Genomic DNA, 24,473 nt, shown 5'->3' with positions numbered 1-24,473 from the left:
CGGGGACCGTCTCCAGCAGACTCATTTGTCGCCGGGCCTCACTTGCGAACAGTGACTGCCGAGGAGCGTATCGCCGACGAGCCGACGGGACAGACAGTGTCACAGCCGGGCGGTGTCGGCGTTCGGCTTCGGGCCCTCTGGCGAGCGCTCGTCATCGTCTGGCAGTTCGTCCCGCTGCTCTGGCAGTGGGGCCGGGACCGCAAGCGGTTCCTCCTGTTCGGTCAGTCCCGGTCGGTCGCGCCCGAGACGCGGACGCGGCGCGCTCGCTACCTGAAGAACACGTTCGTCGACCTCGGTCCGGCCTTTATCAAGCTCGGACAGATGCTGTCGACCCGGCCCGACGCCCTGCCGCGGGCCTACGTCGACGTGCTCTCGGAGCTACAGGACAACGTCCCGCCGGACGCGTGGGCTACTATCGAGTCTGTCATCGAACGGGAACTGGGGGACGACATCGACGCGCTGTTCGAGGAGTTCGACACGGCGGCCATCTCCGGGGCCTCGCTCGGGCAGGTGTACGAAGCGCGGCTCGACGGCCAGCGGGTCGCCGTGAAGGTCCTCCGACCAAACATCAGAACGCGCGTCGAATCCGACCTGCGGGTGCTGTCGACGCTGCTGCCGGTGCTCACCTACGGCGCTGACCCGGGCCAGGCGTTCACGCTGGAGAACCTCACCGAGGAGTTCGCGACGACGGTCCGCCGGGAGATGGACTACGGCCACGAGGCGCGGATGCTCCGGGAGATCGGCGACAGCTTCGCAAACGACGACGACGTCGCTATCCCAGACGTCGTCGAGAGCCACTCGACGGACCGCGTGCTGACGATGACCTATCTCGACGGCGTGAAAATCGACGACGTGGAGCGACTGGACGAACTCGGCATCGACCGCCCGGCGCTCGTCCGGCGGCTCGAGGAGGTGTACATTCAGATGATCGTCGAGGACGGCCTCTTCCACGCAGACCCCCATCCCGGCAATCTGGCGGTCCAGCCCGACGGGACGCTCGTCTTCTACGATTTCGGGATGACCGGCTACCTCGGTCCCCGGACACAGGACCAACTGCTTGATTTCTACGTCGGACTGGCGACCGACGACGTGGACCGCGTGATGGACGCCTTCGTCGAGATGGGCGCGCTGGACCCGATGGCCGACCGTGAGGTGATGCGGGAGGCCTTCGACATCGTCATCGAGCAGTTCCGCGGCGAGGACATCAGCGAGTACCGCATCGAACAGCTGGTCGGCCAGTTCGAGACGCAGCTGTACGAGTTCCCGATGCGCCTGCCACAGGACCTGGCGCTGGTGGTCCGGGTAACGACGGTACTCGAAGGCGTCTGTCGGACGCTCGACCCCGAGTTCGACTTCATCGAGATCATCTCCGAGTACGTCATGGAGCAGGGCGCCGGGGACGACGTCCGGGAGCAGATCAAGACGGAAATCCAGGAGGCGGTGACGGACTCGACCCGGTCAGCCGTGCGGACAGCGCCGAAGATAGAGAACGCACTCGACAGGGTCGAGCGCGAAGAACTGCTCGTCAAGACCGTTCTCGAAGACTCCGACGGACTGAGCCGGGTGCTCGCCAAGCGGCTCCTGCTCGGTATCGTCGCCAGCGCCGGCGTGCCGGTGAGCGCCTACCTCTACACCGTGAACGGGATCCAGCCTGCCGGGCTTGCGCTGGGCGGGAGCGCCGCGGTGCTCGGGATTCTCGCGTGGTCGTTCCGCCGACGCCGCGGGCCGGCGCTGTCGTCGCCGCAGTTCACCCGCCACGAGATGCAACAGCGGCAGGCGGCCGACGCTGCAGAGGGAGAGGAGTAGCTGAACGGCGCTCGCGGCAGTACGGTCGCGCTCAGAGGTCGCCATCGGCCGCCATCTCCCGAATCTCTGCGGCCCGCTCGCGTATCTCTGTGAGTTCCTCGTCGCTTTTGTTGTCGACGTGGCTGTACATCAGCCCCATCCGGTGGTTGGACCGGAGTGTGTCTTCGTTCCGGTCCAGGAAGTCCCAGTACAGCGCGTTGAACGGGCACGCACCGTCACCAGTCGTCTTCGTCTTGTAGTACGGACAGCCAGAGCAGTAGTCGCTCATCTTGTCCACGTAGTTCGCCGACGAGGCGTAGGGTTTGGTGGCGAACACGCCCGCGCCGTACAGCCCCATCTCGACGACGTTCGGCGTCGTCACCCAGTGGAAGGCGTCGACGTAGCCGGCGTGGAACCAGCGGTTTAGCTGGGCCGGCTCGACGCCGTAGATGAGCCCGAAGTTCGCGAGAATCATCAGCCGCTCGATGTGGTGTGAGTAGCCCCGCTTCCGGACGCCGTCGACCACGTCGGAGAGACAGGCCATGTCGGTGTTCCCGTCCCAGTAGAACTCGGGCAGGTCCGCACTCGCGCCGAGCTGGTTGGCCTCGGCCAGGTCCGGCATCTCCCGGCGGTACACGTGCCGGAGGAACTCGCGCCATCCGAGCACCTGTCGGACGAACCCTTCAACGCTGTGCAGCGGCGCGTCGCCGTCCTCGTAGGCGGCGATAGCGCGTTCAATGACCTCGTCAGGGCCGAGGAGTCCCAGATTGAGCGACGTGGAGAGCAGACTGTGGCTCATCGCCCACTCGTCCTCCAGCATCGCGTCCTGGTACGGCCCGAACTCCGGTAGTCGGTTCGTAACGAAGTGGTCCAAGGCTCGGACGGCCTGCCGCCGAGTGACCGGCCAACGGAACGGGTCGGGGTCGGCCCAGTCACCGCCGTAGGGCTGCTCGTCGTAGCTGCCCTCGAACGTTTCCTCGACCCACTCGATGACATCCCGGGTCACGTCGTCCGGCTCGAACAGCGGTGGCTCCGCTGAGGTCCACTCATCGGGTGGCGTCTCCCGGTTCTGGTCGTCGTAGTTCCACTCGCCGCCGACGGGGTCGCCGTCGGCCATCAGATAGCCCGTTTCTCGGCGCATGAACCGGTAGAAGTCCTCGTGGCGGTAGCGTCCGTCCCCAACCCACCCGTCGAACTGTGAAGGGGGGCAGAGGAAGCGTTCGTCGGGGACGAACTCGACCGCTCCGCCAGCGTCGGCAACCAGTGATTCGAGCCGCGCCTGCGCGGACTCGGTCTGTGGTCGGTGAGTTACGAGCGTGTCGTCCGGATGGGCTTCGAAGTGTGCCGCCAGTCCGTCCTCGAAGGTCTCCGTCTGGCGGTACTGGACTGTCCGACCGGCGTCCCGGAGGTCGTCGCGAAAATGCCGCATTGCGCTGAACAGCAGAATCAGCTTGTGTGGGTGGTACGGCAGTTTGCGGGCGAACGACTGCGCCTCTATCAGGAGCACCGGCTCGTCGGGTCGGTTGTCGACGGGGCCGGACCGGCGGAGGAGGTGGTCGCCCCGAAGCCAGACGGTCATTTGTGTACGGACACTCCCATTGGCTGTACTGTGGGCCCGAGTCCGCATCAATCCCCGTCCGAACTGTGTTGGTATCGCCACACTGCAGGGCGGTACAAACCTCAATTATTGTTCCCGTCCAAACGACAGAAACGACTTCCTTATAAGTGAAGAGTCATAACTCTAGTTGCATGACAGACGACCTCGACAGGCGGACGTTCATCCGCGCGACGGCAGCCGTATCAGGCGCTGGACTCCTTGCTGGCTGTGGCGGGTCCGGCGGCGATGGTGGCAGCGGCGAAACGGAAGCCACCGAAGCAGAGGAGATGGCGACCACTGAAGCCGAGGAGATGGACACCGAGAGTAGCGGTGGGATGGAGACCGTCGAAGCATCGAGCGAAGTGGCGGACTACGTCGGCGAGTCGTCCAACTTCGACGGCAACACGGTCGTGATGACTGACCAGGACGAGGTCTCCGTTGCAGTCGGTGCCGAGGGGAACGGCGGCGCGTTCGCCTTCGATCCGCCCGCGATCAAAGTCTCGACCGGAACGACGGTCGTCTGGGAGTGGACCGGTGAAGGGGCCGGCCACAACGTCAAGTCCGAAGGCGACGGCCCGCTCGATTCGGGCTCGGCTGTCGCAGAGGAAGGGACCACCTACGAGTACACGTTCGAAGAAACCGGAACCTACCTCTACAACTGTGTCCCGCACAAGGCGCTCGGGATGGTCGGCGCAGTCGTCGTCGAATAACCCATAGTTAGCGGCCAGTTTTTATCGTTTTACTAGCGCGGAGCGACTGGTGACGTACAGCGAGTACGCGATGACCGCGAAGCCGACCGCGGTGAGCGCGTTCTCGAAGATCAGTGCAGCGTTGGTACTCAGGCCGAACAGTTGGTCTGCGACGCCGGCGATGAGCGACCCGACAGTAATGGTCGCGAATCCAACGGCGAGATAGGTGAGTCCGGTCGCCCGTGTTTTCAGTGCCGCGCGGGTTGCGAAGTAGGTGATGAGCCCGCCAAGCAACACTGTCACAGTCTTGAATCCGATGACGATGAGAGGGATATCTCCGTTCATAGTTCCTCGCTGACGCGCGACCACAGGAGTGCAAGCCGTTCGCTCGGCCGCTCCTCGGCCGGCAGAACGTCGATCTCGAACGCGCCGTCGGCGTCGACGCCAACGAACACGCCGCCACAGTCCCGGACGTACGCCGTCGCGTGATGGCCGTCGGGGCGCACCTCCGTCTCCTCGGCGACCAGTTCGGCCTCGCTCAGCTGTTCGAGCTTCCGGTACGTGCTTGTCTGGGGCAGATCACAGACCGAGGCGACCTCCTTGGCTGGCAGCGGCTCGTCGAGCACCCTGAGTATGTCACGACAGTCAGGGTCGGCGAGGGCGTCGAACAGCGCCTGTATCTCGCTCGCGTCGTTGTGTGCCACGGAGGGGCCCTTTCAGGTGGACGGTCGGGGGTGGTTCTGCGGGCGGTTCGATTTCGATATGGCGGGGCAGCGACGTGAAACCTGTGGGATACTGCGACTCCGGAGTCCTGCGATACTCCGGTAGCAGCTCCCACCCAGTGTCGGGAATATAAAACACCCTCAGATAAAGGGCGACCGTTTGTTTCCAGAATCTGGAAAGGGCACACCCCCTTTTCTAACACCCAATAACAACAATTAGCTTGCTATGCAACGGCCCTCCACTCGCAGACAGTTTCTCGCAGGCACAGGATTGGCAGCCCTCGCCGTTACCGCCGGGTGCGTGTCCTCGGGGAGTAGCTCTGAGCCAGCGGCGGAAACCGGTACCGAGACCGCGACCGCTACCGAAACCGCTACAGCGACCGAAACTGCAACGCCTGAATCGACACCCGAGTCCCTCGACGACTGGCTCGATGACGCCAACGGCTACGACGGCGAGATTCGCAGATACGGACCACAGTCCCGACCGACAATTATGCTTGGCGAGGAGACAGACGGTGGACTGGCGTTCAGCCCACCCGCCATCGAAGTTCCGCCGATGACAATAGTCCGATGGGACTGGACAGGACACGGCGGCCAGCAGAACGTCGTCGCGCTCGACGGAACCTTCGACAGCGGCCGGACGAACGCCCAGTCCGGGACGATGTATCACTACTTCTTCGAGGAGCCTGGCGAGTACCGCTTCGTCTCCGAACCCCATCGCGACGATGGCATGAAAGGTGCGATTATTGTGAAAGAGCCGCCGAGTTCAGGCAATGCAACTGTCGACGAGTGGCTCGCAGCCGCGAGTAACTTCGACGGCACCATTGCCGACCGCACCGACACTGACACTGCAACTGTTACGGCCGGTGCGGACGGCAACGGCGGTCAGTTTGCGTTCGACCCGCCTGCACTGAAGGTCTCGACTGAGACGACCGTCCGCTGGGACTGGACCGGCGACGGTGGCCCGCACAACATCGTCTCCAAAGGCGATGGCCCGCTCGATTCGGAACTCGTCGCCGACGAAGGGAGCACCTACGAGCATACGTTCGAGGAGACTGGAACGCATCTGTACTCCTGTAAACCCCACGAAGGAGTGGGGATGAGAGGCGCAGTCGTCGTCGAATAGCAATCATCGCGGACTAGCTTTGGAACTGCCGTGCTGGCCGCCTATGGGATCTTGACGCTGTGTTTGAGCGTGCCGATACCTTCGATTTCGACTTCGACCTCGTCGCCGTCGTCCATCGGTCCGACGCCTTCGGGCGTCCCCGTGGCGATGACGTCGCCGGGCTCTAAGGTCATATACGACGTTATCTCCGTGATCAGTTCCGGAACGGAGAAGATGAGATGCTCGCGGGAGGAGGACTGCTTCGTTTCGCCGTTCAGTCGGAGTTCGATGCTTGCGTCCTCGGGAACGTGCTCCGGTGTCGCGACGAGCGGGCCGATGGGACAGGCGTTGTCGAAGGCCTTGCCGCGGACCCAGTTCTGTTCCCGTCGCTGGTCGTCGCGGTTCGAGATATCGTTGACGCAGGTGTAGCCCGCGACGACGTCCATCGCGCCCGATTCGCTGACGTTCCGGCACTGCTCACCGATGACGACGCCGAGTTCGGCCTCGTAGTCGATGCGCTCTTTCCCCGAGGGCATCGTGAGGTGCTTGCCGTGGGACGCGACGGCGTTCGGAGCCTTCAGGAACAGCATCGGCCTGTCCGGGAGGTCCGAGTCCATCTCCTCGGCGTGGTCGGCGTAGTTGCGCCCGATACAGACGACTTTCGTCGGCTCGCAGGGCGGGAGGATGTCCACTTCGTCGGGGTCGTAGGACTCGTCGCCAAAGGCGATACGGCCGTACGGTCCGGCAGCGGCGGTGACGACGGGCTCGCCGTCCTCGACAGTCCAGCGGCCCCCCCGGACGTTCCCCGCGGTATCACGGAATCGAACGCGCTTCATGTCACCGTTCTCTCAGGGCCGACAGATAAGCGTTTAGGAGGGGAAACCGGACCACAGCGGGCTGTTCGACGGCTGTCTACCCGGCCATCGTCGCCTGCGGTGTCGCGGTGTGTGGGAGTGTGACCGAACGGCTTTTGAGACGGGACGGGCTACGCTGGGCCGATGAACGTCCTCGTCGTTGGCGCCGGCGCGATGGGCCAGTGGTTCGCGCGCACGGTCCGAACCCACGCCGACGCGTCCGTCGCCTTCACCGACCTCGACCAGTCGGCCGCCGAAGCCGCTGCCGACGCGGTCGGCGGGCGCGCTGTCGCCAGCGACGCGGCCGAGACTTTCGACGTCGTCTGTATCGCGGTTCCGATGCCCGTCGCCGAGGCGGCCATCGACGAGTTCGCACCGCGTACCACGAATGCCATCGTCGACGTGACAGGGAGCATGGCAGGCCCAATCGCGGCAATGCGGGACGCCGTGCCCGATACCCAGCGATTGAGTCTCCACCCGCTGTTTGCCCCCGAGAACGCGCCCGGCAACGTCGCTGTCGTCAGCGACGCGTCGGGACCCGACGCTGTCGCCGTCGTTGACGCACTCGCCGCAGCCGGCAACAACTGCTTCGAGACGACGGCGGCGGAACACGACGAAGCCATGGAAACGGTACAGGCCAGCGCTCACGCGGCTGTGCTCGCGTTCGCGATGGCCGCAGCCGACGTGCCCGACCGGTTTCAGACGCCGATTTCGGCCGGCCTGTTCGACCTCGTCGAGCAGGTCACCGGCGGCGACCCGCGGGTGTACGCTGACATTCAGGCGGCCTTCGACGGCGCGGACGCGGTCGCCGACGCCGCCCGACAGATCGCCGACGCCGACGCGGACACCTTCGAACGGCTCTACGAGCAACTCTCATGAACCAGGACACACGCCAGCAGATACGCGAAAACGCCCAGTACCTCCGTAACGTCCGACCGCTGGACCCCGAGGAGCTACAGGAATACGTCGAGGGCCAGCCCCACCCCGCCGTCGTCAAGCAAGTACTCCGGGAGGAGGCGTTCGACCTGGGCATCGTCGAACAGGACGACGGGACCTTCGTTCCGGCACCCGAGGGACGGCTCTCGGTGGATTTCGACGGCGTCGAGCGGTTCCCCGACCGCTACGAACAGCAGGTCATCGACCTGTTGACAGAGTGGGGCGGGCTGGAGTGGCACAGCGGCGACAGCGGTGACGAACTCAGGGAGCGCATCCGCGATATCAAGGAGCGGTACCTCCAGGGCCAGCCCGTCGAGTACGACGAGCTGACCGCCCTTGGCTACGCCGTCTATCACTTGCCCGACTACTACGCTGTGGCCAAGTACGTCCTCGCGGACCTCGCCGCGGACGGCCAGCTCCCGTCGCAGCTCCGCGTGCTGGATGTCGGGGCCGGCGTCGGCGGGCCAGCGCTCGCCCTGCGTGACCTGCTCCCCGACGACGCCCTGCTGGACTACCACGCCGTCGAACCGAGCGCCGCCGCGGACGTGCTGGAGAGCCTACTAGAAGACAGCGGTCAGAACGTCCGCTGGGAGATTCACCGAGCGCTCGCCGAGGAGTTCGACCCGTCGTCACCGATTCTCGACGACAGCGGTGGGGCTGGTGGCGACGACAGCGGCAGCGGTGCCGATGGCGGCGACACTGACGCCGAGGGCTACGACCTCATTATCTTCGGCAACGTCCTCAGCGAACTCGACGACGCGGCGGCGACCCTCTACCGGTACGTCGAGGCGCTTGCCGACGACGGAACGTTGCTGGCGCTGGCCCCGGCCGACCGCAACACGGCGATACAGCTCCGACAGGTCGAGCGCGAGGTGGCCGACGGCGGCCCGGCGACGGTGTACGGGCCGACGGTACGGCTCTGGCCCCACCAGTCCCCCGACAGCGAATCGTGGTCGTTCGACCGCAAGCCCGACATCGAAGTGCCGACGATGCAACAGCGCCTCGACGACCCCGCGGGCGGAACGGGCGAGTTCGTCAATACGGACGTGCAGTTCGCCTACAGCGTCCTGCGGACCGACGGGGAGCGAGCGCACGACGTGACGCCGGACCGGGGCATCCACGCGCCGATGGCCGACGCCGAGAACTACGTCACCGACCGGGTGAACTTTCTGGGCGTGAAACTCAGTCACGACCTCGCCGAACGGGCGGAGGCCAATCCGCTGTATCTGCTGGGCGACGGGAGCCAACAGGTCGACCACTTCGCCGTGCTGACCGAGTCGTCGATACTGAACGAAGACCTCCGGAAAGCCGACTACGGCGACCTGCTGTCCTTCGAGAACGCGCTGGTGCTGTGGAACGACGACGAGGAGGCGTACAACGTCGTCGTCGACGGCGAGACGGTCGTCGACCGCGCCCGCTAGCGGTGGGCTTTTCTCGCAGACGGCCTGACGGAGCGTATGGACGAGCCGACGATTCTGCTGACCAACGACGACGGCATCGAGAGCGCCGGCCTCCGGGCGGTGTACGACGGCCTCTCGACAGTCGGCGACGTGACTGCGGTCGCCCCGGCGGAGGACCAGAGTGCGGTCGGTCGGGCTATTTCCCACGAAGTGACCGTCCACGAACACGAACTCGGTTACGCCGTCGAGGGAACGCCCTCGGACTGCGTCGTGGCGGGGCTCGAAGCGCTCGTCACCGACACCGACCTCGTGGTCGCGGGCTGTAACCGCGGGGCGAACCTCGGCGCGTACGTCCTCGGCCGCTCGGGGACCGTCAGCGCCGCCGTCGAGGCCACCTTCTTCGACGTGCCAGCGATGGCCGTCTCGATGTATATCCCGGTCCGCGAGGACGCTGCTTTCGCAGACATCGAGGCCAACGGCGACAGCTACGGCGAGGCCGCCAAGGCGACGACCTATCTCGCCGACCACGCCGTCGACGCCGGCGTGTTCGAGCAGTGTGACTACCTGAACATCAACGCTCCCGTTGCCGAGTGGGGCGACGCACAGATGACGGTCACGCGGCCCTCGCACGAGTACGAGATGGACGCCGTCCGCGAGGGCGACGCCGTGACGCTCCACGACCGCATCTGGGAGCACATGGCCGAGGGCGACATCCCCGACCCCGAGGGGACCGACCGCCGCGCCGTCGTCGACGGGAAGGTCAGTGTCTCGCCGCTGACCGCGCCACACACAACGGAGCACCACGAGTCGCTCGACGCGCTCGCCGAGACGTACGAACCGGGCGACGACGGCGAGGCGGCCGACTGACCGGAAATGCGGTTCCGTAACGCCATCCTCTTCGTCGCGCTCGCCGTCGCCTGGGGCAGCGCCTTCACTGCAATCAAAGCCGGGCTGGAGTACTTCCCGCCCATCCTGTTTGCGGCGTTCCGGTACGACCTTGCCGGGCTGTTGATGCTCGGCTACGCGGTGTACGCCACCGACCAGTGGGTCCCGAAGGGTCGGACTGACTGGATCGTCGTGGGCATCGGCGGCTCACTGCTGATCGCCGCGTACCACATCTTCCTGTTCGTCGGCGAGCAAGGGACCACCAGTGCCGCCGCCGCTATCGTCGTCAGCCTCTCGCCGATTCTCACGACTGGGTTCGCCCGCGCGTTCCTCCCGGACGAACGGCTCACGGCGCTGGGTATCGTCGGCCTGCTCATCGGGTTCGTCGGTGTCGGTGTTCTCAGCAACCCCGACCCGGGGAACCTCCTCGACCCGCGAACCGTGTCGCTGTTCCTGGTGTTCCTCGCGACCACGTCGTTCGCCCTCGGGAGCGTGCTGACCCGGCGGTTCGACGACGATTTAGAGATCGAGACGATGGAGGCGTGGTCGATGCTCCTCGGTGCGGTGCTTATGCACGGCGTCAGCCTCGGGGCCTCCGAATCGATTTCCGACGTCCAGTGGACTGCTGAGGCCGTGCTGGCGCTGCTGTATCTGGTTGTCGTCGCCAGCGCCCTCGGCTTTCTCATCTACTTCGACCTGCTGGAGCGGCTCGGGCCCATCGAGATCAATCTCGTCTCCTACGCCGCGCCAGTCGTCGCCGCCGCCACTGGGCTGCTGTTCCTCGGTGAGACACCGACGGTCTACACGGGTGTCGGATTCGCCTGTATCCTTGTCGGGTTCGGGCTGTTGAAACGGGATGCGCTGCGAAACGAGGTCGCACGATTCAGCGGGACGCCGAACCGAGGCGATTGAGTCAGTCGCCGTGGTCTGGCGCCGCTGGCAGGTCCCGGAGGAACGCGACGATATCGTCCCCCGCAGCATCGAGTCCCCCGCCCTGTGCGACTGTCGGCCGTCCGCCGCCACCGCCACCGAACTCCGCCGTCACGCTGTCGACCACTTCGCCGGCATCGACGCCGCCGGTCGTCGCAACGCCCAGATACTGGCCGTCAGCGTCCACCAGCGCAGCTACATCGATGTCGTCACCGACGGCTTGCTCCGCTCGGTCGGCCAGTCCGTTCGCGTTGAGCCCCGTGACAGTGCCGACGAGCCACGTCCGCCCGTCCGCTTCGATAGCGTCGTCGCGCAGGTCAGTGAGACGAGAATCGACGAGGCGCTCTCGGAGAGTTGACACCGTCTCCCGAAGATCGTCACATTCTGACTGGAGGCTATCGACAGCAGCCGGGAGTTCCGAAACGTTCGTATCCAGCGACTTGGCGGCGGTCATCGCCCGCTCGTGTTCGGTCGCGCGCTGGCGGATCGCTCGCGGCCCGACAGCGAACTCGACGCGAGTCAGCCCCTCGCCGGGGTTGGACCGGCCGAGCACCGTCACCGGTCCGATCTCCCGCGTGTTCCCGACGTGTGTCCCACCACAGGCTGCCACGTCCCAGTCTTCGATGGTGACGACACGGACCGTCTCGCCCTCGATTCCCTCTTCGGTCTTCGTGTTGAACGCGATGTCGTCGCGGTCCAGTGCCTCTCCACGCGGGATTTCTTCCCAGGTCACGTCGTAGGACTCCCAGACTGCGCGGTTGGTCAGCCGTTCGAGTTCGGTGAGCGTCTCGTCGTCGATTTCCGTTGTGGTTTCGAAATCCACCCGCACCTTCCCGCTGATAGACGGCCCGAAGGCAGCGGCTTCGTCGTCGTCCGAGACTGTCGCGCTGATATCGAAGCCGCCGTAGCCGAGATCCGACAGCAGCCGGCGACCAGCGCCGTAGAGGACGTGACTGGCCGTGTGGGCACGCATACAGTACGTCCGAAACGCCGCGTCGATCTGGCCCTCGACTGTCTCGCCCGGGTCGAACGCCGGCGGTTCGGCCAGTTCGTGGACGATATCGCCGTTTCGGTGCTGGACGTCGACGACTTCAACGCCACCGAGTGTTCCCCGGTCGGCCGGTTGGCCGCCGCCTTCGGCGTAGAAGTACGTCTCCGTTAGCACGACAGCGGTCGTATCGATACGGTCGACAGTCGACGTGAACGTCGTCACAGTGGGCTCGGCTGCGGCTATTCCCGTCATCGGGCGTGGCTACGTCGGCGTGAACAAAAACATCTGGGCGTGCCCCGGACGAGCGTCCGGGACTGCGCGGCCGACAGGAGCGCAGTCCTCGTGCGTGCCAAGTCGGTGTGGCGATTTCGAGGACGACTCACCCTGAACCCACCTGCTATCGATGGCGTAATCCACTGTTTGACACTGTATCGGGAATGGATACAGGGTCACTAATTAAATACTGGCAGCGACGCTTCCCACTCATGCTTGGGAGTGGGGGCCAATCGATAGTGCTCTGGCTGGTGGTGGTCTGGCTGTTCGCGGTTGGGCTGTTCCTGACGCTTCTGTACGCGTCCGGCAGGCAGGACCGGCGTGAGCAGACCCGCGCGTAATTGGGGCGAACGGACAGGGCAGGCGGTGGAACAGCGGCGTCAGACGCCCGGCAGACGGGCCATCAGAATTGGCGTCACGTCCTGCGGTTTTCACTTTCACCGTGAATTACCCGATTATATAGGGCCTGGCTCCCTGTCTGGCAATATGATCGAGCGATTACGCCGAGTCGTGGGGACTCGACAGCGCTCACATCTGGAGTGTCGGCGCTGTGGAACCACCATCGAGACGGATAGCTCGACCTGCCCGGCCTGTGGCTCAGGCAACATTGCGCAGTACGATCTATAGAGTTGTGTCCCAGCTAGTCTGTCGTAGCTTCCGCACTCACAGCCCCTGACCGGGCCTGTTGTTCCTGTGCGTCGAATTGAGCGACGAGCGAGAGGAGTCGCTCTGCACTGTCTGACAGCGAGTCGGCACTGGTCGCGATCTCCTGAATCGTCGCGGTCTGTTCCTCCGTAGCCGCGGACACTTCCTGTGCCTGCTCGGCTGTCCGGTCGCTGATCGACGTCACCTCGTCCAGCATCGTGACGACCTTCTGTCCGGAATCAGCCTGTTGATCGGTGGCTTGGCTGATCGACTGGATTGCGCTGCTGGCCTCCTCGACTTCGGTGACGATTCGGTTCAGTGCGGTAGCTGTCTCGTCAATCGTCTCCCGAGTTTCCTCGACCTCCGACTGCGTGTCGTAGATGTCGTCGGCGACACTCTCTGTCGAGTCCTCGATTCCCTCAATGAGCGTCTCGACTTCCTGGGTTGCGTCGGCAGTCTCGCCGGCCAGCGATTTGATTTCGGATGCGACAACGGCAAATCCTTCACCCGCTTCGCCGGCGCGCGCGGCCTCAATTGACGCATTGAGCGCGAGCATATTCGTCTGTTCTGCGATGTCGTTTATCAGGTTCACAACCTCCTCGATTCGCTCGACAGCGTTTTGGAGGTCTGTTACTTCTGAGACGGTTTCATCAGTCCGGGTTTCAAGCGTGGCCATCTTCTCGACAGCTGTCGCGGCCGCTTCTTCGCCCTCCTGCCCCAGTTCTGCGGCCTGCTGCGACTGGGTGGCGACTTCCTCCGACGAGGAGGCTATCTCCTCGATCGTCGCGGATAGGTCGCTCATCTCGCTGCTCGCTTCGTTGAGTTTCTCGTTCTGTGTTTCCGTTCCGGCGGAGATCTCCTCAGTGCTCTCGGCAACCTCCGAACTGGCGGACCGAATATCCGAAGCGCCGCCTGTGACTTCTGTGCTTTCCGTGTCAACCTGCCGTGCGAACGATTGGATCTCGGCGATGACGGTCTGGAGCTCGTCCATCATCGCGTTGAACCCCGTCCCGATGCGCGACATCGCATCGTTCCGACTGTCCGCATCGACCCGGACCGTGAGGTCGCCGGCTGCCGCCCGTTCCATCGCCTGACCGTATGATTCGGCGGTCGCTTCCAGATCTGCGGTCAATTGCTCGAGTTCCGCCTCGCGCTCCTCAATCTCCGCGCGAGCTTCTTCCGATTCACGCTGTGCCTCTTTGGCTTGCTTGCGTTGCTTCGTCGCCTTCTCTTTCGCCTGCTCCGCTTCCTGTCGCTTCGTCTCGGCCTCGTCGACCAGCTCCTGCATCTCTGTGACCAGCGAGAGGGTGGCTGTGCCGCCGATGGCGAAGACGGCAACAGTCGATGTCATAAGCGGGCCTGTGGCCAGGTTGAACACTTCCTCGTAGATCCCGGCCTTCTCGAACATGAGGCTGATCGTCCAGACGGTACCGAGCGTCGATGCAAAGCTGAACGTCAGCCAGAAGGCCGACTCGGCCTCAGTGTCTCGATAATTGAGCCATCCGAGCACTGTCGCAGCGAGAAAGCCGAGCGCGCCCAAACCGTCGAATAGAGGTGCAATCCCGACCATTGTTATCCCTCAGTCTTGATCCGGTTTTCCCGACGGAGATAGGCGGCCAGGGAAAAAGTAAGACCGGCCACGCCGATACCGACGCCGTGCTCAACGAAGTTCAGCACATCGCCGAGAACAACCGCTTCGAGGTTCGTTGCTACCATGCCAACCACAAGAAGAACGTACCCAACAGTGAACCACCGGGTCTCCTCGCGATACTGTGAGAGAACGGGTATTAAGCCGATTACCGCGACAAGCAGACCAACTACTTCTAGTGTTCCGAATGGGCCAATGCCAACCATGGGTTGAACAAGCTTCCACGTTTAAAAAAGGTTCTCGGCCCTAGCATCAGAATCGATAATAATACCACGTTTAACATTATATACCAATATTTACTCGTCGATAGCTACGACAACTACAGTACTCCTGCGCGTGCAAAAACGCGTTACTGCTGTGCTGGTTAAGGCGAATATGAAAGCGGTACAACGAGAGAGCTGCTGAGTCAAAAAGAAGGGCTGTCCTCGGGTTACTGTTCGACGTCTATCCAAGTATCGGACGTTATCTTCGCCGCAGAGTTGTCCGGATGTGTCATAGTGAGTTGGTCTCCAGATTCGACTGCGATGAGGTCGACAGTGTTGGTTTCCGTGTGATTTCGGGTCGGATACGTAAACGGTCGTGACCGCGTCGGAAGGTCGCTAATCGACGGACACTCCGGCGGCGTAACGACGTCGTCAGCGAACCCATCGGTGTGAATCTTCGACTGTGGTTTGTCTCGACCACGCGTATCAAGCCACTCAAAACACCTCTCCCCAAGCGAAATGGTCTCAATGGCTGAGCGCACGCGGTACCTGACCCGGTCCAAAAGCGAGGGTGGCGGCACGTCGCCGTCGTCCGTCCTGGCCCGGGCACCCCGTGGCTCATCCATGGGTGTGAGACTCATAGACATGGCTAGGGAAGCACGGTACAAAACCGTTGTGTCGATCCGGTTTAGAGTTCGATTCGCTCGACGATCTGGTTGCCGTCTTCCCGGGTGTTGAGCGCGACGATACGGACGTGTTTCTCCAGGCCAGAGTCCCTGAGCTTGGCTTTCAGAAGATTGTCGACCTGATAGACGCCGGCCGCGTTGTTCATCGCAATTTCGACGAGGACGGGATAATCGTCGCCTGGGCTCAGCGTCACCGTCTCGATAGCCTGGCTGGAGACGGTATCGATACCGCGGCCGCCGCGTTTGTAGGGGATACGTGAACGGCCACGCTCCATGTCCAGCGCGTCGGCGACGCGAACGACGCCGGCTTCCAGCGTCAGCGGGTTTTCCTCGGTGTGATGGCAGAGTATAGCATGGAGAACCTCACCCTTTACCTGAACCGCCTGACGGATGCCGTAGAACTCCGGGAGGATGTCATCGAGGATGTCGGCCGCCAGCGGGATCGAATAATACGGGTGTGAATCGCGGTGGACGACGTGCCCGATGTCGTGGAGCGTCGTCGCAAGTGCGATGATGACAGCCTCGTCAGCCTCGTCCAGGCCGTGGTCGGCCGCACCGTTGAACTCGACGCCGCCCTGCTTGAGGAGGTCATACAGGCACAGCGCTCGGTTCCGAACGATACCGATGTGTTTCGCGCCGTGGTCGTTGTACTGTTTGCGCGCGACGGGGTTGATGTTCTGGGCTTCGAGATACGCCTGGATCTCCTCGTCAGTCGTGATGGTGTCGAGAACTGCGTTCAGTCGCCCGTCCGGGAACGCGTGGTCTGCCTCGGGGTCGTAAATACGGCCGCCGGTGTCGTCGTTGTCAACGCTCATACCACATCCCAGACGACCCACAGCGAAAAATCCCCCACCGGCGCGATCAGGTGGCGGCGTCGATGACTTCGTCGTAGTCCGGTTCGACGCCAGGGTCGTCGCTGACCCAGGCGTACGTGACTTCCTGGTCTTCGTCGATAACGAAGACGGCCCGCTTGGCGACGTTCGGAACGCCCAGCGCCTCGAAGTCCATCGAAATGTCGTAGGCGTCGACGATTTCGCGCCCGGAGTCGCTGACGAGGTCGAACTCGAGTCCCAGTTCGTCACGGAACGCGTTCTGTGAGAACGGCGTATCGATGCTGACACCGTACAGCGTCGCCCCCGCCTCGGTGAGTTCGTCGAGTCGGTCCTGGAACGAGTTCATCTCGTGACTGCAAACGCTGGTGAACGCGCCCGGGAAGAACGCGAGCACGACAGGCCCGTCGTCGAGCGCCTCGGACAGCGTTATCTCGTCAACGTCGCCGTTTGCGATCGGTGCCGTGAAATCGGGTGCAGCGTCTCCGACTGAGACCATACTGGCGACCTGGGTCGTGGCAGATAAAACCCTTTCCGACGCGGACGAGTCCCGAATCAGAACTGCGCGAACTTCGCCGTGACCTCGTCGATCCACTCCGGCAGTTCGCGGTCCGCGAGTGTCCCGTCCGCGTCGCGGGTCGTGACGATGTCTGCGATTTCGCCCTCGCGCGTGATATCGAGTCGCCACACCCCGTCAGCCTCGATATCGACCCGAACGACGTCCTCTCCGACCGGTTTGATCGGTCGAATTGTTACCTCTTCCCCGCTCCTGACTTCCATCGTGTGACTATCGGCCGGCATCTGGTCTCTCTGAGCGCCCGACGGTAGTTATATCCCCGGGCGGAGAGTGCACCTGCCCGGCGCTGTGGCTGGTGATACTGTCAGCTGTAACTATTTCAAGATATTCCTCACCCCGGGCGAAATTCTTCACAGACTTACAGCCGACAGTATGAGCAGTGGCTTAACCAGAATATAATAAATTGACAGGACCGTGTAGCCGGTACTGCGGGTGCGAACCCGCACGCAGGCAAACCCGACGCCGGACATGGCCACGGAAATCGTGTCACCTGAACAGCCCCAGCTATCGACTCAGTCCCGTGGACATGCTGCGGTGTATCTGTCGACGTGCCAACCCAAGCCAGTGACACCGGGAAGTCAGAGACCGAATACCTCGTGTTGCCGCTTCCGAGCCACACCCATTGCCCCACTCCTCCTGTGTCAGGCCTCGCCGTCGGTTCCCGGCGAGGCCGTTTCGACAGACCAAGCGGCCACGGCTCGGTTATGACTACCGGTCTGTCTGCTGCCCACGCCAGACAGTACTGGAGAGTCGGTCTCGACGGCAGTGACTCGCCTGCCAGGCCGTCCTGAGCAAAAAGGTTATAATAGCAACCACGTAACCTTCGGATACAATGTTAGGGACATCCGGAGTACTGTTCCCGGGGATGCCCGGGACGACGGAGATGATGGTCATCCTCCTCATCGCCGTCCTGCTGTTCGGCGCGAACAAGATTCCGAAACTAGCGCGGTCGACCGGCGAAGCCATGGGCGAGTTCCAGAAAGGGCGCGAAGAAGTCGAGCAGGAACTCGAAGAGATGCGTGACGGCGGCGCTGCAGAGGGGACCGACGCGTCTACCGTGGACTCGGCCGAGTCGACCGAGACGGCGACGGAAACCGAGACGTAATCTCGACCACTTCTCCGTTTTCAGCGGTCTGTAGTGATAACGAAAGGATTTTTCACCGCTCAATCGACCACCCGATAGGGCGTGTGGCCTAGTGGACCAGGGCGAGGGGTTCCTAACCCCTAGAACGCGGGTTCGAATCCCGCCACGCCCGTTTTCCGGCGAGCGACAGCGAGCCGTGAAAACGGCCCGGAGATTCGAACCCTACGAGACGAGCGGAGCGAGTCTCGGTCCGGTTCGAATCCCGCCACGCCCGCTCGTGGTTTCTCGCGTCCGCTCGAAACACACTCGCGGCCGTGGCGACCCTCGCAAAACCTTCGGTTTCGCTCAGTCCCGCCACGCCCGTGCAGGGAACCGACGAGCGGAGCGAGTCTGTGACTGAACCGGCATGGCGGGATTCTAATCAGGGAGGTCGCGCGCAGTGGAGCGAGCACGTCCGACCGTGGTTCGAATCCCGCGAGACCCGCTGCAGCGACCGAACTGAATCACACCATCCACAGCGCCTGAGATGCCAACGTATAAGTTTAGGCTTACCTAACTCCTGCTGAAATGGACCGGGAGCCGTCCGAGCGGGCGGATGTCTGTGTCGTCGGGGCCGGGCCGGCAGGGGCACTCGTCGCGAGCCAACTCGCCAGCGACGGTCGCGACGTGGTCGTGCTGGAGGCCGGGCCGCGGTTCGACAGGTCGAAGCGCGAGCAGCAGATGGAACAGGCGATCCGGCCCGGCGACCACGGCTCTGTCTGGGAGATGGGCGGGGACCGCGACGCATTCAGTGCGAGCGGCGAGCGGTACTACCCGCTGAATATCTCGCGAGTGAAAGGGGTCGGCGGGTCGACGCTGCACTGGCAGGGGATGGTGATGCGGTTGCACCCGTCGGATTTCGACGGGAGCCACGACACCGACGACCCGGCGTGGCCGATCAGCTACGACGACCTGCGGCCGTACTACGCCGACGCCGAGCGGGCGATGGGGGTCGCCGGCGACGCGGACAACCCCTTCGCGCCGCCGCGAGACGGCGAGTACCCGATGCATGGCTTCCCCCCGTCGTACAGCGACTCACTGTTCGCCGAGGCCTGCGAACGGTTAGGCATCACGATGCACTCCGTGCCCAACGCTCGGAACTCCGAGCCGTACGACGGCCGGGGGCCATGCGTCGGCTACGGGACCTGCCAGCCGGTCTGTCCCTCCGGCGCGAAATACGACGCCAGCGTCCACATCGAGGACGCCGAAACCGAGGGGGCACGCGTCATCGACCGCGCGCCGGTCCAGCGCCTCGTGACCGACGCCGACGGGCGCGTCGAGGCGGCCGTCTACGCGACGCCGGACGGGACCGAACATCGCCAGACGGCCCGCGAGTTCGTCATCGCGGCGGGCGGCGTCGAGACGCCGCGGCTCCTCTTGCTGTCGACGAGCGAAGACCACCCCGAGGGGCTGGCGAACAGTTCGGGACTGGTCGGCCACTACTTCATGGACCACCTGTTTGCCGGCGCTGGCGGCACCCTCGACCGAGAAACGCGCCAGAACCACGTCGGCTTTCTCACGAGCGAGTGCCACCAGTTCTACGACGACCCCGGGCAGGCAGTCGAGCGCGTCGCGGACGGCGAGACGGTGATCGGGGCCACCGACGAAGCGCTGTCACCCCTCAAACTGGAGTTTCTGAACTACGCCGGCCCGTCGCCGGTCGAACTCGCGCTCTCCGGCGAGGAGTGGGGCGACACGCTGCTGTCGAGCCTCCGCGAGAGCTACGGCAACAGCATCGCGATGGGCGGGCTGGTCGGCCAGCCGCCGCGGAAGGAAAACCGGGTGACGCTGGACACGTCGACGACAGACGATCTCGGCAATCCAGTTCCGGACATCCAGTGGTCGTGGGGTGAGCGACTGGAACGGTCGCTCAGTCGTGCGAACGAGATTCAACACGCCGTGCTGTCGGAGCTGGGCGTCGACATCTCATGGACGGTCGGGCCGGCGGACACCGGGCCGGCGTACCACCACATGGGCACGACGCGGATGGGAACTGACTCCAAAAAGAGCGTAGTCAACCCACAGTTGCAGACCCACGACGTGGCGAACCTCTCGATCGCGTCCTCGTCGGTGTTCGTCACCGCCGGGTCGATGAACCCGACGCTGACTATCGCTGCGCTCGCGCTGAAGTGTGCGGACCACGTCGCAGAGCGGCTTTAGTCGGCAAGTTCGGAGAACATCGCCTTGCCCCGGCGAGTGACCGCCCCGAAACCGGGTGCACCGTGAGCGAGCCACACGGAAATGGCGAGGCCGAACAGCCCGAACTGGAACAGGACGTACGGCTCGATGGAGAGCGAGGCGAACTGCTCGACAAACGAGGTGTCATTGGCGTACGGCGGCGGTGGCTGAAGCGGCCAGACGAGAAAGCGAAGCCACTGGAGCTGTGTCAGGTCACCGCCGAGCAGCCCCGCCACCGCCGTCGGGCTCATGTCGGTCAGCGTGTGTGCGAACGCACCGACCGTGAAGGCCTTTGAGAGGTCTGTTCTGCGATATCGGACAGCGAGTCGGTGCAAGACCACAGCGATGATGAGGAGGGTAAACACCGAATGGGCGAGCGACCGCCCTGACGGCAGGACACCGAACGTCCATGCGAGGGGCTTGTCGATCAGGTCCGGGAACTGCGACCCCACCGCCAGCGCGGTCAGCGTCGCCGCCGTCTGGCGACGGGTCGGGTCAAGGCGAGTGTAGACGACGTAGACGAGGTAGGCGACGGCGAGATGTCCCCACGGCCACATTGGGTTTCGGTATGCCGGATGGTGATTTGTATCTGCTGATACAGGTCTGTCTGCATAGCGATCGGCAACCGATATGCCGGCCGTTCAGTACAGGCCGAGAATCGCGCCGGCGTCGAGCAGGAGTAGAATCGACACAACGGACGCTCCAAGCAGGAACGGGCGTGCGTTCCGGGCCGGTTCGCGCACCTTCTGCTGATTGAAGCCGTCGCTGAGCTTCGAGGCCCCGACTTCGACGAGGCCGGCCAGGATGAACCACAGGACGATCATCGTGATGACGAGGTGGCCGCGCCCGGTCCCCGTCAGCGACTCGGCGGTGTAGCGGGTCGCTGCCAGATGCCCGCCCGTCAGAAACAGGAGCAGCGCGCTCGCCCGTGACACCGTCTTGAGCTTCCCGGTAATCGCCAACAGCGGCCCCGGCGAGGAGTCGCCGTTCAGCGCCGTCGGGAGGACGGCGTAGGTCATGAACAACACGGTTCCAGCCCACAGCGCGGCGAATATCAGGTGCACCCCGAAGACAGCCGCGTTTACGACACTCATATACGGCGGTTGGACGCGACCCCCTTCAACGTCGTGGGTTCGGTATGGTTACTCCGAGGAATCGAAGGCATCGAGGGCGTCCGCGTCACCGGACATATCGAGTTCTTTGACCGCGTCTGTGTCAGCCGAGATGTGCGTCTCGCGGTCCGTGTCGTAGTCCAACTGGTCGATGAGGTGGACGAACGAGCCGGGGTCGGGGATGAGGAAGATGCGGAGCGAGAACGCGACGTCGCTCTCCTTGATGTCGACGAGCGAGTCGAGCACGATTGTCAGCGAGTCCCGGCGGACGTGCGAGAGGGCCTTGTCTGCGATTTCGGCCGCGTCGTCCTGTACGACCGTCGGCGTCCCCATGTTGATAGTCGCGTTCAGCGTGTTCGCGATGCCGTCGATGAAGCCCGAGGTGAGGATGTTGCACATCTCCTGCAGCGCGGACTCGTGGAGCTGTGTGAACCCGTCGTCGACGCTAGAGCCGGTCATCAGCTCCGCGATTTCGGCGGCCGTCTCCGTCTCGAAGGTCATCAAGAAGACGCCGTAGGGCGGCTCTGTCAGCCGGACGCGAGCGCTGTAAATATTCCCGCCGCCCATCTCGGTGGCGATGTCCTCCGGCTGGACGAACGAGAGGCTCTTGATCTCGACGGCGGCGTCGACGCCGGCCAGCGTCGCCAGCGAATCGGCAACCTGCTCGGCCCCGTCCTGAATGAGTCTGGTAATGAGCGTGAGTTTCCGAATATCGATGAGAAGCGGCATTGCACGCTATCAGGGCCTATGGTGTGTTACCGTTTTCGGTGGGGGCGGCGTCCCGAGACTGAACGGCGATCCACCGTAACGCTCATTACCACTGACTGACAGGGCTTCGGTGGGGAGCGTGCTATTCCGTGCCTTACCCGTCCTCGACGGGTTTCACACGGGTGGCCGCCAGCGTATTTCTACGGGTCTGGCTGGGGAGCCACGGCCACGCCCGATGTGAGCACGCTTAAGCCGCCCCGTCCGTTTTGCACAGCCATGGAACCACGGGACCTCTCCGCTCACACTGTCTATCGGGCAGGTCGCGGCATCGAGGAGGTCGCCCGGGAACTCGGTCTCGACCCGGACGACATGGTGAAGCTGGCGTCGAACGAGAACATGTACGGGCCGAGCCCGGACGCCGTCGAAGCGATTCGCGGGGCGGCCGAGCGGATGCACTCCTATCCGAAGGCCTCCCACGCCGACCTCGTCGACGAACTGGCGGCCATGTGGGACGTGACGCCCGAACAGGTGTGGCTGAGCAACGGCGGCGACGGTGCGCTCGACTGCCTCGCCCGGGCGATGCTCGACCCCGGGCAGGACGTCCTCGTCCCGTCGCCGGGCTTTGCGTACTACGCGATGAGCGCCCGGTATCACCACGGCGAGGTCAACGAGTACACGCTCTCGAAGGCAGACGACTTCGCCCAGACTGCCGACACCGTCCTGAAAGACTACGACGGCGAGCGCATCGTCTATCTCACCAGTCCGCACAACCCGACCGGCGCGGAGTTCACGACCGACGCCGTCAGAACAATCGCCGAGGAGACCGACGAACAGACCCTCGTCGTCGTCGACGAAGCCTACGGGGAGTTCTCCGAGCGACCGAGTAAGCGGCCGTTGCTGGACGACCGCGACGACGTTGCGCTCTTGCGAACGTTCTCGAAGGCCTACGGGCTCGCGGGCGTTCGACTCGGCTACGCAGTGGTCCCCGAGGACTGGGCCGACGCCTACGCCCGCATCAACACGCCTTTTTCGGCGAGCGAGCTCGCCTGCCGGGCCGGGCTGGCGGCGCTTGATGACGACGAGCACGTCGAACGCTCCGTCGAAACTGCTTCGTGGGCTCGGGAGTACCTCTCCGCGGAACTCGACGCGCCGACCTGGGACAGCGCGGGGAACTTCGTCCTCGCGGAGGTCGGCGACGCGTCGGCCGTCGCGGACGCCGCCCAGGAGAGGGGCGTCATCATCCGCGACTGTTCCTCGTTCGGGCTACCTGAATGCATCCGTATCACCTGTGGAACGCGCGAGGACACAGAGCGCGCCGTCTCGGTCTTGAACGAGGTCATCGAGGTGGTCGAGCCGTGAGAGTCGCCGTTACCGGGACGCCGGGCACGGGCAAGACCACGGCGACAGAGCACCTCGATATCGATCTCGACGTACTCCACCTCAACGACGTCATCAAGGAGGAGGGGTTCTCCACGGGCATCGACGAGGACCGCGGGAGCCTCGTCGCTGACCTCGACAGCCTGTCCGAGTGGCTCGACGGCCGCGACGACGTGCTGTTCGAGTCCCACCTCGCGCATCACTTTGACGCCGACCGAGTGATTGTGCTGCGAGCCCACCCTGAGACCATCGTCGAGCGGCTCCGGGAGCGCGGCGACGACGATTCGAAGGCCTACGAGAACGCGGAGTCGGAAGCGCTCGATGTCATCCTCGGGGAAGCCGTCGAGGAGCACGGCATGGAATCGGTGTACGAGATCGAGACGACGGACCGGGACCCCGACGCGGTGGCAAGCGAAATCCAGGCGGTCGTAGACGGAAAGCGCGAACCAAGCGCGGGCACCGTCTCCTACATCGACTGGCTATGACGCTCGACAAGTTCCGCCCGCTGGCCGACCGCGCGCTCGGGCCGTTCGTCAGCGCCGCCAAAGGAGTCGGCCTCTCCCCGAACGGCGTCAGCGTCATCGCGTTCCTGCTGGCCCTCGGAGCCGGCGGGGTGTACGCCGTCGCCGCGCGGGAACCATTGCTGTATCTCGGCGGGGCCGTCCTCGTTTTCTTGAACGGCTGGCTCGACCTCGTTGACGGCGCGCTCGCGCGTGAGCTGAACGTCGCGTCTTCGGGCGGCGATCTGCTGGACCACGTCCTCGACCGCTACGCCGACATCGGTATCATCGTCGGCCTCGCCGCCGGCGTGAGCCAGTGGGAACTGGGCATCGCCGCCGTCACCGGCGTTCTGATGACTTCCTATCTCGGGACCCAGGCGCAGGCGGTCGGCCTCGACCGCGTGTACGGCGGCCTGCTCGGTCGCGCCGACCGGCTTGCGCTCGTCGGCGTTGTCACGGGCATCGCAGCGTTCGTCCCGACCGCGCTGGCCGGCCTGACGCTGGTCGGTTGGCTGCTGGTCGTGTTCGCCGTCGTCGGCCACGTCACCGCCGCACAGCGGTTCTACCACGCGATGCGGGCGCTCGACTGAACATCGGTTCAGCAATTGACGGACCGGCATCCCGCTGAGAACGACCAGTGCACTATTTATACTGATCAGCGTGGCGAATCCCCCGACACACCATGAACGGGGATGAAGCCGAAACTCCATGTCACAAAC

Annotated in this window: 27 protein-coding genes and 1 tRNA gene; 14 read left to right on the top strand and 14 right to left on the bottom strand. The window is 64.1% G+C overall.

Features of this window, described 5'->3' with window-relative positions:
- Positions 1-51 precede the first annotated feature (51 nt).
- Positions 52-1,806 carry an ABC1 kinase family protein gene (locus VI340_RS04920; RefSeq protein ID WP_336357916.1) on the top strand — a complete coding sequence of 585 codons (1,755 nt, stop codon included), beginning with the start codon at positions 52-54 and terminating at the stop codon, positions 1,804-1,806.
- Between the two features lie 31 nt (positions 1,807-1,837).
- Here VI340_RS04920 and VI340_RS04915 read toward each other — a convergent pair whose 3' ends face one another.
- Entirely contained in the window at positions 1,838-3,364 is a 1,527-nt protein-coding gene (locus VI340_RS04915) for a cryptochrome/photolyase family protein (RefSeq protein ID WP_336357915.1), read from the bottom strand.
- Between the two features lie 170 nt (positions 3,365-3,534).
- Here VI340_RS04915 and VI340_RS04910 point away from each other — a divergent pair, with 170 nt between their 5' ends.
- Positions 3,535-4,092, top strand: a complete 558-nt coding sequence (locus VI340_RS04910; RefSeq protein ID WP_008309851.1) for a halocyanin domain-containing protein — start codon at positions 3,535-3,537, stop codon at positions 4,090-4,092.
- 21 nt (positions 4,093-4,113) lie between these two features.
- Here the strand turns inward: VI340_RS04910 and VI340_RS04905 are convergent, their stop codons facing one another.
- Together VI340_RS04905 and VI340_RS04900 are read right to left on the bottom strand one after the other, a co-directional pair.
- Positions 4,114-4,416, bottom strand: a complete 303-nt coding sequence (locus VI340_RS04905) for a DUF7521 family protein (protein ID WP_014040025.1) — start codon at positions 4,414-4,416, stop codon at positions 4,114-4,116.
- Positions 4,413-4,775: a winged helix-turn-helix domain-containing protein gene (locus tag VI340_RS04900; protein ID WP_008309854.1), complete on the bottom strand. Its 363-nt coding sequence runs from the start codon at positions 4,773-4,775 to the stop codon at positions 4,413-4,415. The genes VI340_RS04905 and VI340_RS04900 overlap by 4 nt, the downstream gene beginning before the upstream one ends.
- A gap of 319 nt (positions 4,776-5,094) precedes the next feature.
- Between VI340_RS04900 and VI340_RS04895 the strand changes: the two genes are divergently transcribed.
- Positions 5,095-5,919, top strand: coding sequence for a halocyanin domain-containing protein (locus tag VI340_RS04895; RefSeq protein WP_049942920.1), 825 nt, complete (start codon positions 5,095-5,097; stop codon positions 5,917-5,919).
- A 41-nt stretch (positions 5,920-5,960) separates the two neighbouring features.
- On the opposite strand, the gene VI340_RS04890 is transcribed toward VI340_RS04895, so the two are convergent.
- Positions 5,961-6,734 (bottom strand): fumarylacetoacetate hydrolase family protein, encoded by a 774-nt coding sequence (locus tag VI340_RS04890; protein WP_008309856.1) that lies wholly within the window; start codon positions 6,732-6,734, stop codon positions 5,961-5,963.
- A 162-nt stretch (positions 6,735-6,896) separates the two neighbouring features.
- Here VI340_RS04890 and VI340_RS04885 point away from each other — a divergent pair, with 162 nt between their 5' ends.
- From VI340_RS04885 to VI340_RS04870, 4 genes are read left to right on the top strand one after another with little or no spacing between them, the layout of a single operon-like run.
- Positions 6,897-7,631, top strand: coding sequence for a prephenate dehydrogenase/arogenate dehydrogenase family protein (locus VI340_RS04885; RefSeq protein WP_336357914.1), 735 nt, complete (start codon positions 6,897-6,899; stop codon positions 7,629-7,631).
- Positions 7,628-9,109, top strand: coding sequence for a small ribosomal subunit Rsm22 family protein (locus VI340_RS04880; RefSeq protein WP_336357913.1), 1,482 nt, complete (start codon positions 7,628-7,630; stop codon positions 9,107-9,109). Before VI340_RS04885 ends, VI340_RS04880 begins: the two co-directional genes overlap by 4 nt.
- A gap of 36 nt (positions 9,110-9,145) precedes the next feature.
- The gene (surE, locus tag VI340_RS04875) at positions 9,146-9,955 is read left to right on the top strand and encodes a 5'/3'-nucleotidase SurE (RefSeq protein ID WP_008309862.1); all 810 of its coding nucleotides are present in this window, start codon (positions 9,146-9,148) and stop codon (positions 9,953-9,955) included.
- A gap of 6 nt (positions 9,956-9,961) precedes the next feature.
- A complete protein-coding gene (locus VI340_RS04870) occupies positions 9,962-10,885 on the top strand; it encodes a DMT family transporter (RefSeq protein ID WP_336357912.1) in 924 nt (307 codons plus the stop codon).
- A 1-nt stretch (position 10,886) separates the two neighbouring features.
- Here VI340_RS04870 and VI340_RS04865 read toward each other — a convergent pair whose 3' ends face one another.
- Complete coding sequence (locus tag VI340_RS04865; RefSeq protein WP_336357911.1) at positions 10,887-12,146, bottom strand: alanyl-tRNA editing protein; 1,260 nt, start codon at positions 12,144-12,146, stop codon at positions 10,887-10,889.
- A 233-nt stretch (positions 12,147-12,379) separates the two neighbouring features.
- On the opposite strand from VI340_RS04865, the gene VI340_RS04860 reads away from it, so the two are divergent.
- Positions 12,380-12,508, top strand: a complete 129-nt coding sequence (locus VI340_RS04860; RefSeq protein ID WP_275039407.1) for a hypothetical protein — start codon at positions 12,380-12,382, stop codon at positions 12,506-12,508.
- Positions 12,509-12,807: 299 nt separating this feature from the next.
- Here VI340_RS04860 and VI340_RS04855 read toward each other — a convergent pair whose 3' ends face one another.
- From VI340_RS04855 to VI340_RS04830, 6 genes are all read right to left on the bottom strand, one after another.
- Positions 12,808-14,382, bottom strand: coding sequence for a methyl-accepting chemotaxis protein (locus tag VI340_RS04855; RefSeq protein ID WP_336357910.1), 1,575 nt, complete (start codon positions 14,380-14,382; stop codon positions 12,808-12,810).
- Between the two features lie 2 nt (positions 14,383-14,384).
- Positions 14,385-14,666: a hypothetical protein gene (locus VI340_RS04850; RefSeq protein WP_336357909.1), complete on the bottom strand. Its 282-nt coding sequence runs from the start codon at positions 14,664-14,666 to the stop codon at positions 14,385-14,387.
- 224 nt (positions 14,667-14,890) lie between these two features.
- Entirely contained in the window at positions 14,891-15,289 is a 399-nt protein-coding gene (locus tag VI340_RS04845) for a hypothetical protein (RefSeq protein WP_336358186.1), read from the bottom strand.
- Between the two features lie 62 nt (positions 15,290-15,351).
- Positions 15,352-16,164: an HD domain-containing protein gene (locus tag VI340_RS04840; RefSeq protein ID WP_008309871.1), complete on the bottom strand. Its 813-nt coding sequence runs from the start codon at positions 16,162-16,164 to the stop codon at positions 15,352-15,354.
- Positions 16,165-16,210: 46 nt separating this feature from the next.
- The gene (locus VI340_RS04835) at positions 16,211-16,678 is read right to left on the bottom strand and encodes a peroxiredoxin (protein ID WP_008309872.1); all 468 of its coding nucleotides are present in this window, start codon (positions 16,676-16,678) and stop codon (positions 16,211-16,213) included.
- 56 nt (positions 16,679-16,734) lie between these two features.
- Entirely contained in the window at positions 16,735-16,980 is a 246-nt protein-coding gene (locus VI340_RS04830; protein ID WP_008309874.1) for a hypothetical protein, read from the bottom strand.
- 641 nt (positions 16,981-17,621) lie between these two features.
- Here VI340_RS04830 and VI340_RS04825 point away from each other — a divergent pair.
- From VI340_RS04825 to VI340_RS04815, 3 genes are all read left to right on the top strand, one after another.
- Positions 17,622-17,861: a twin-arginine translocase TatA/TatE family subunit gene (locus VI340_RS04825; protein ID WP_004962460.1), complete on the top strand. Its 240-nt coding sequence runs from the start codon at positions 17,622-17,624 to the stop codon at positions 17,859-17,861.
- Positions 17,862-17,938: 77 nt separating this feature from the next.
- A tRNA-Arg gene (locus tag VI340_RS04820) sits at positions 17,939-18,012 on the top strand.
- A gap of 395 nt (positions 18,013-18,407) precedes the next feature.
- The gene (locus VI340_RS04815; protein WP_008309877.1) at positions 18,408-20,039 is read left to right on the top strand and encodes a GMC family oxidoreductase; all 1,632 of its coding nucleotides are present in this window, start codon (positions 18,408-18,410) and stop codon (positions 20,037-20,039) included.
- Here VI340_RS04815 and VI340_RS04810 read toward each other — a convergent pair.
- The 3 genes from VI340_RS04810 to VI340_RS04800 all read right to left on the bottom strand — a co-directional run bounded on the left by VI340_RS04810 (position 20,036) and on the right by VI340_RS04800 (position 21,898).
- On the bottom strand, positions 20,036-20,614 hold the full coding sequence (locus VI340_RS04810; protein WP_336357908.1) for a metal-dependent hydrolase: 579 nt from the start codon (positions 20,612-20,614) through the stop codon (positions 20,036-20,038). The genes VI340_RS04815 and VI340_RS04810 overlap by 4 nt on opposite strands.
- Positions 20,615-20,698: 84 nt before the next feature.
- On the bottom strand, positions 20,699-21,151 hold the full coding sequence (locus tag VI340_RS04805) for a hypothetical protein (RefSeq protein ID WP_008309881.1): 453 nt from the start codon (positions 21,149-21,151) through the stop codon (positions 20,699-20,701).
- Positions 21,152-21,199: 48 nt separating this feature from the next.
- Entirely contained in the window at positions 21,200-21,898 is a 699-nt protein-coding gene (locus VI340_RS04800) for a chemotaxis protein CheC (RefSeq protein WP_008309883.1), read from the bottom strand.
- Positions 21,899-22,153: 255 nt separating this feature from the next.
- On the opposite strand from VI340_RS04800, the gene hisC reads away from it, so the two are divergent.
- The 3 genes from hisC to VI340_RS04785 are packed head-to-tail and all read left to right on the top strand — an operon-like array spanning position 22,154 to position 24,344.
- Positions 22,154-23,236 (top strand): histidinol-phosphate transaminase, encoded by a 1,083-nt coding sequence (gene hisC / locus VI340_RS04795; RefSeq protein WP_336357907.1) that lies wholly within the window; start codon positions 22,154-22,156, stop codon positions 23,234-23,236.
- Positions 23,233-23,739, top strand: coding sequence for an adenylate kinase family protein (locus tag VI340_RS04790; protein WP_336329669.1), 507 nt, complete (start codon positions 23,233-23,235; stop codon positions 23,737-23,739). Before hisC ends, VI340_RS04790 begins: the two co-directional genes overlap by 4 nt.
- Positions 23,736-24,344 (top strand): CDP-alcohol phosphatidyltransferase family protein, encoded by a 609-nt coding sequence (locus tag VI340_RS04785; protein WP_008309889.1) that lies wholly within the window; start codon positions 23,736-23,738, stop codon positions 24,342-24,344. The genes VI340_RS04790 and VI340_RS04785 overlap by 4 nt, the downstream gene beginning before the upstream one ends.
- Positions 24,345-24,473 lie beyond the last annotated feature (129 nt).

This window comes from Haloarcula sp. CGMCC 1.6347, from assembly GCF_037078395.1.
Lineage (GTDB): Archaea > Halobacteriota > Halobacteria > Halobacteriales > Haloarculaceae > Haloarcula > Haloarcula amylolytica.
Note: the sequence above shows the minus strand (reverse complement) of the source record. Positions and strands in the feature narration are given on the sequence as shown.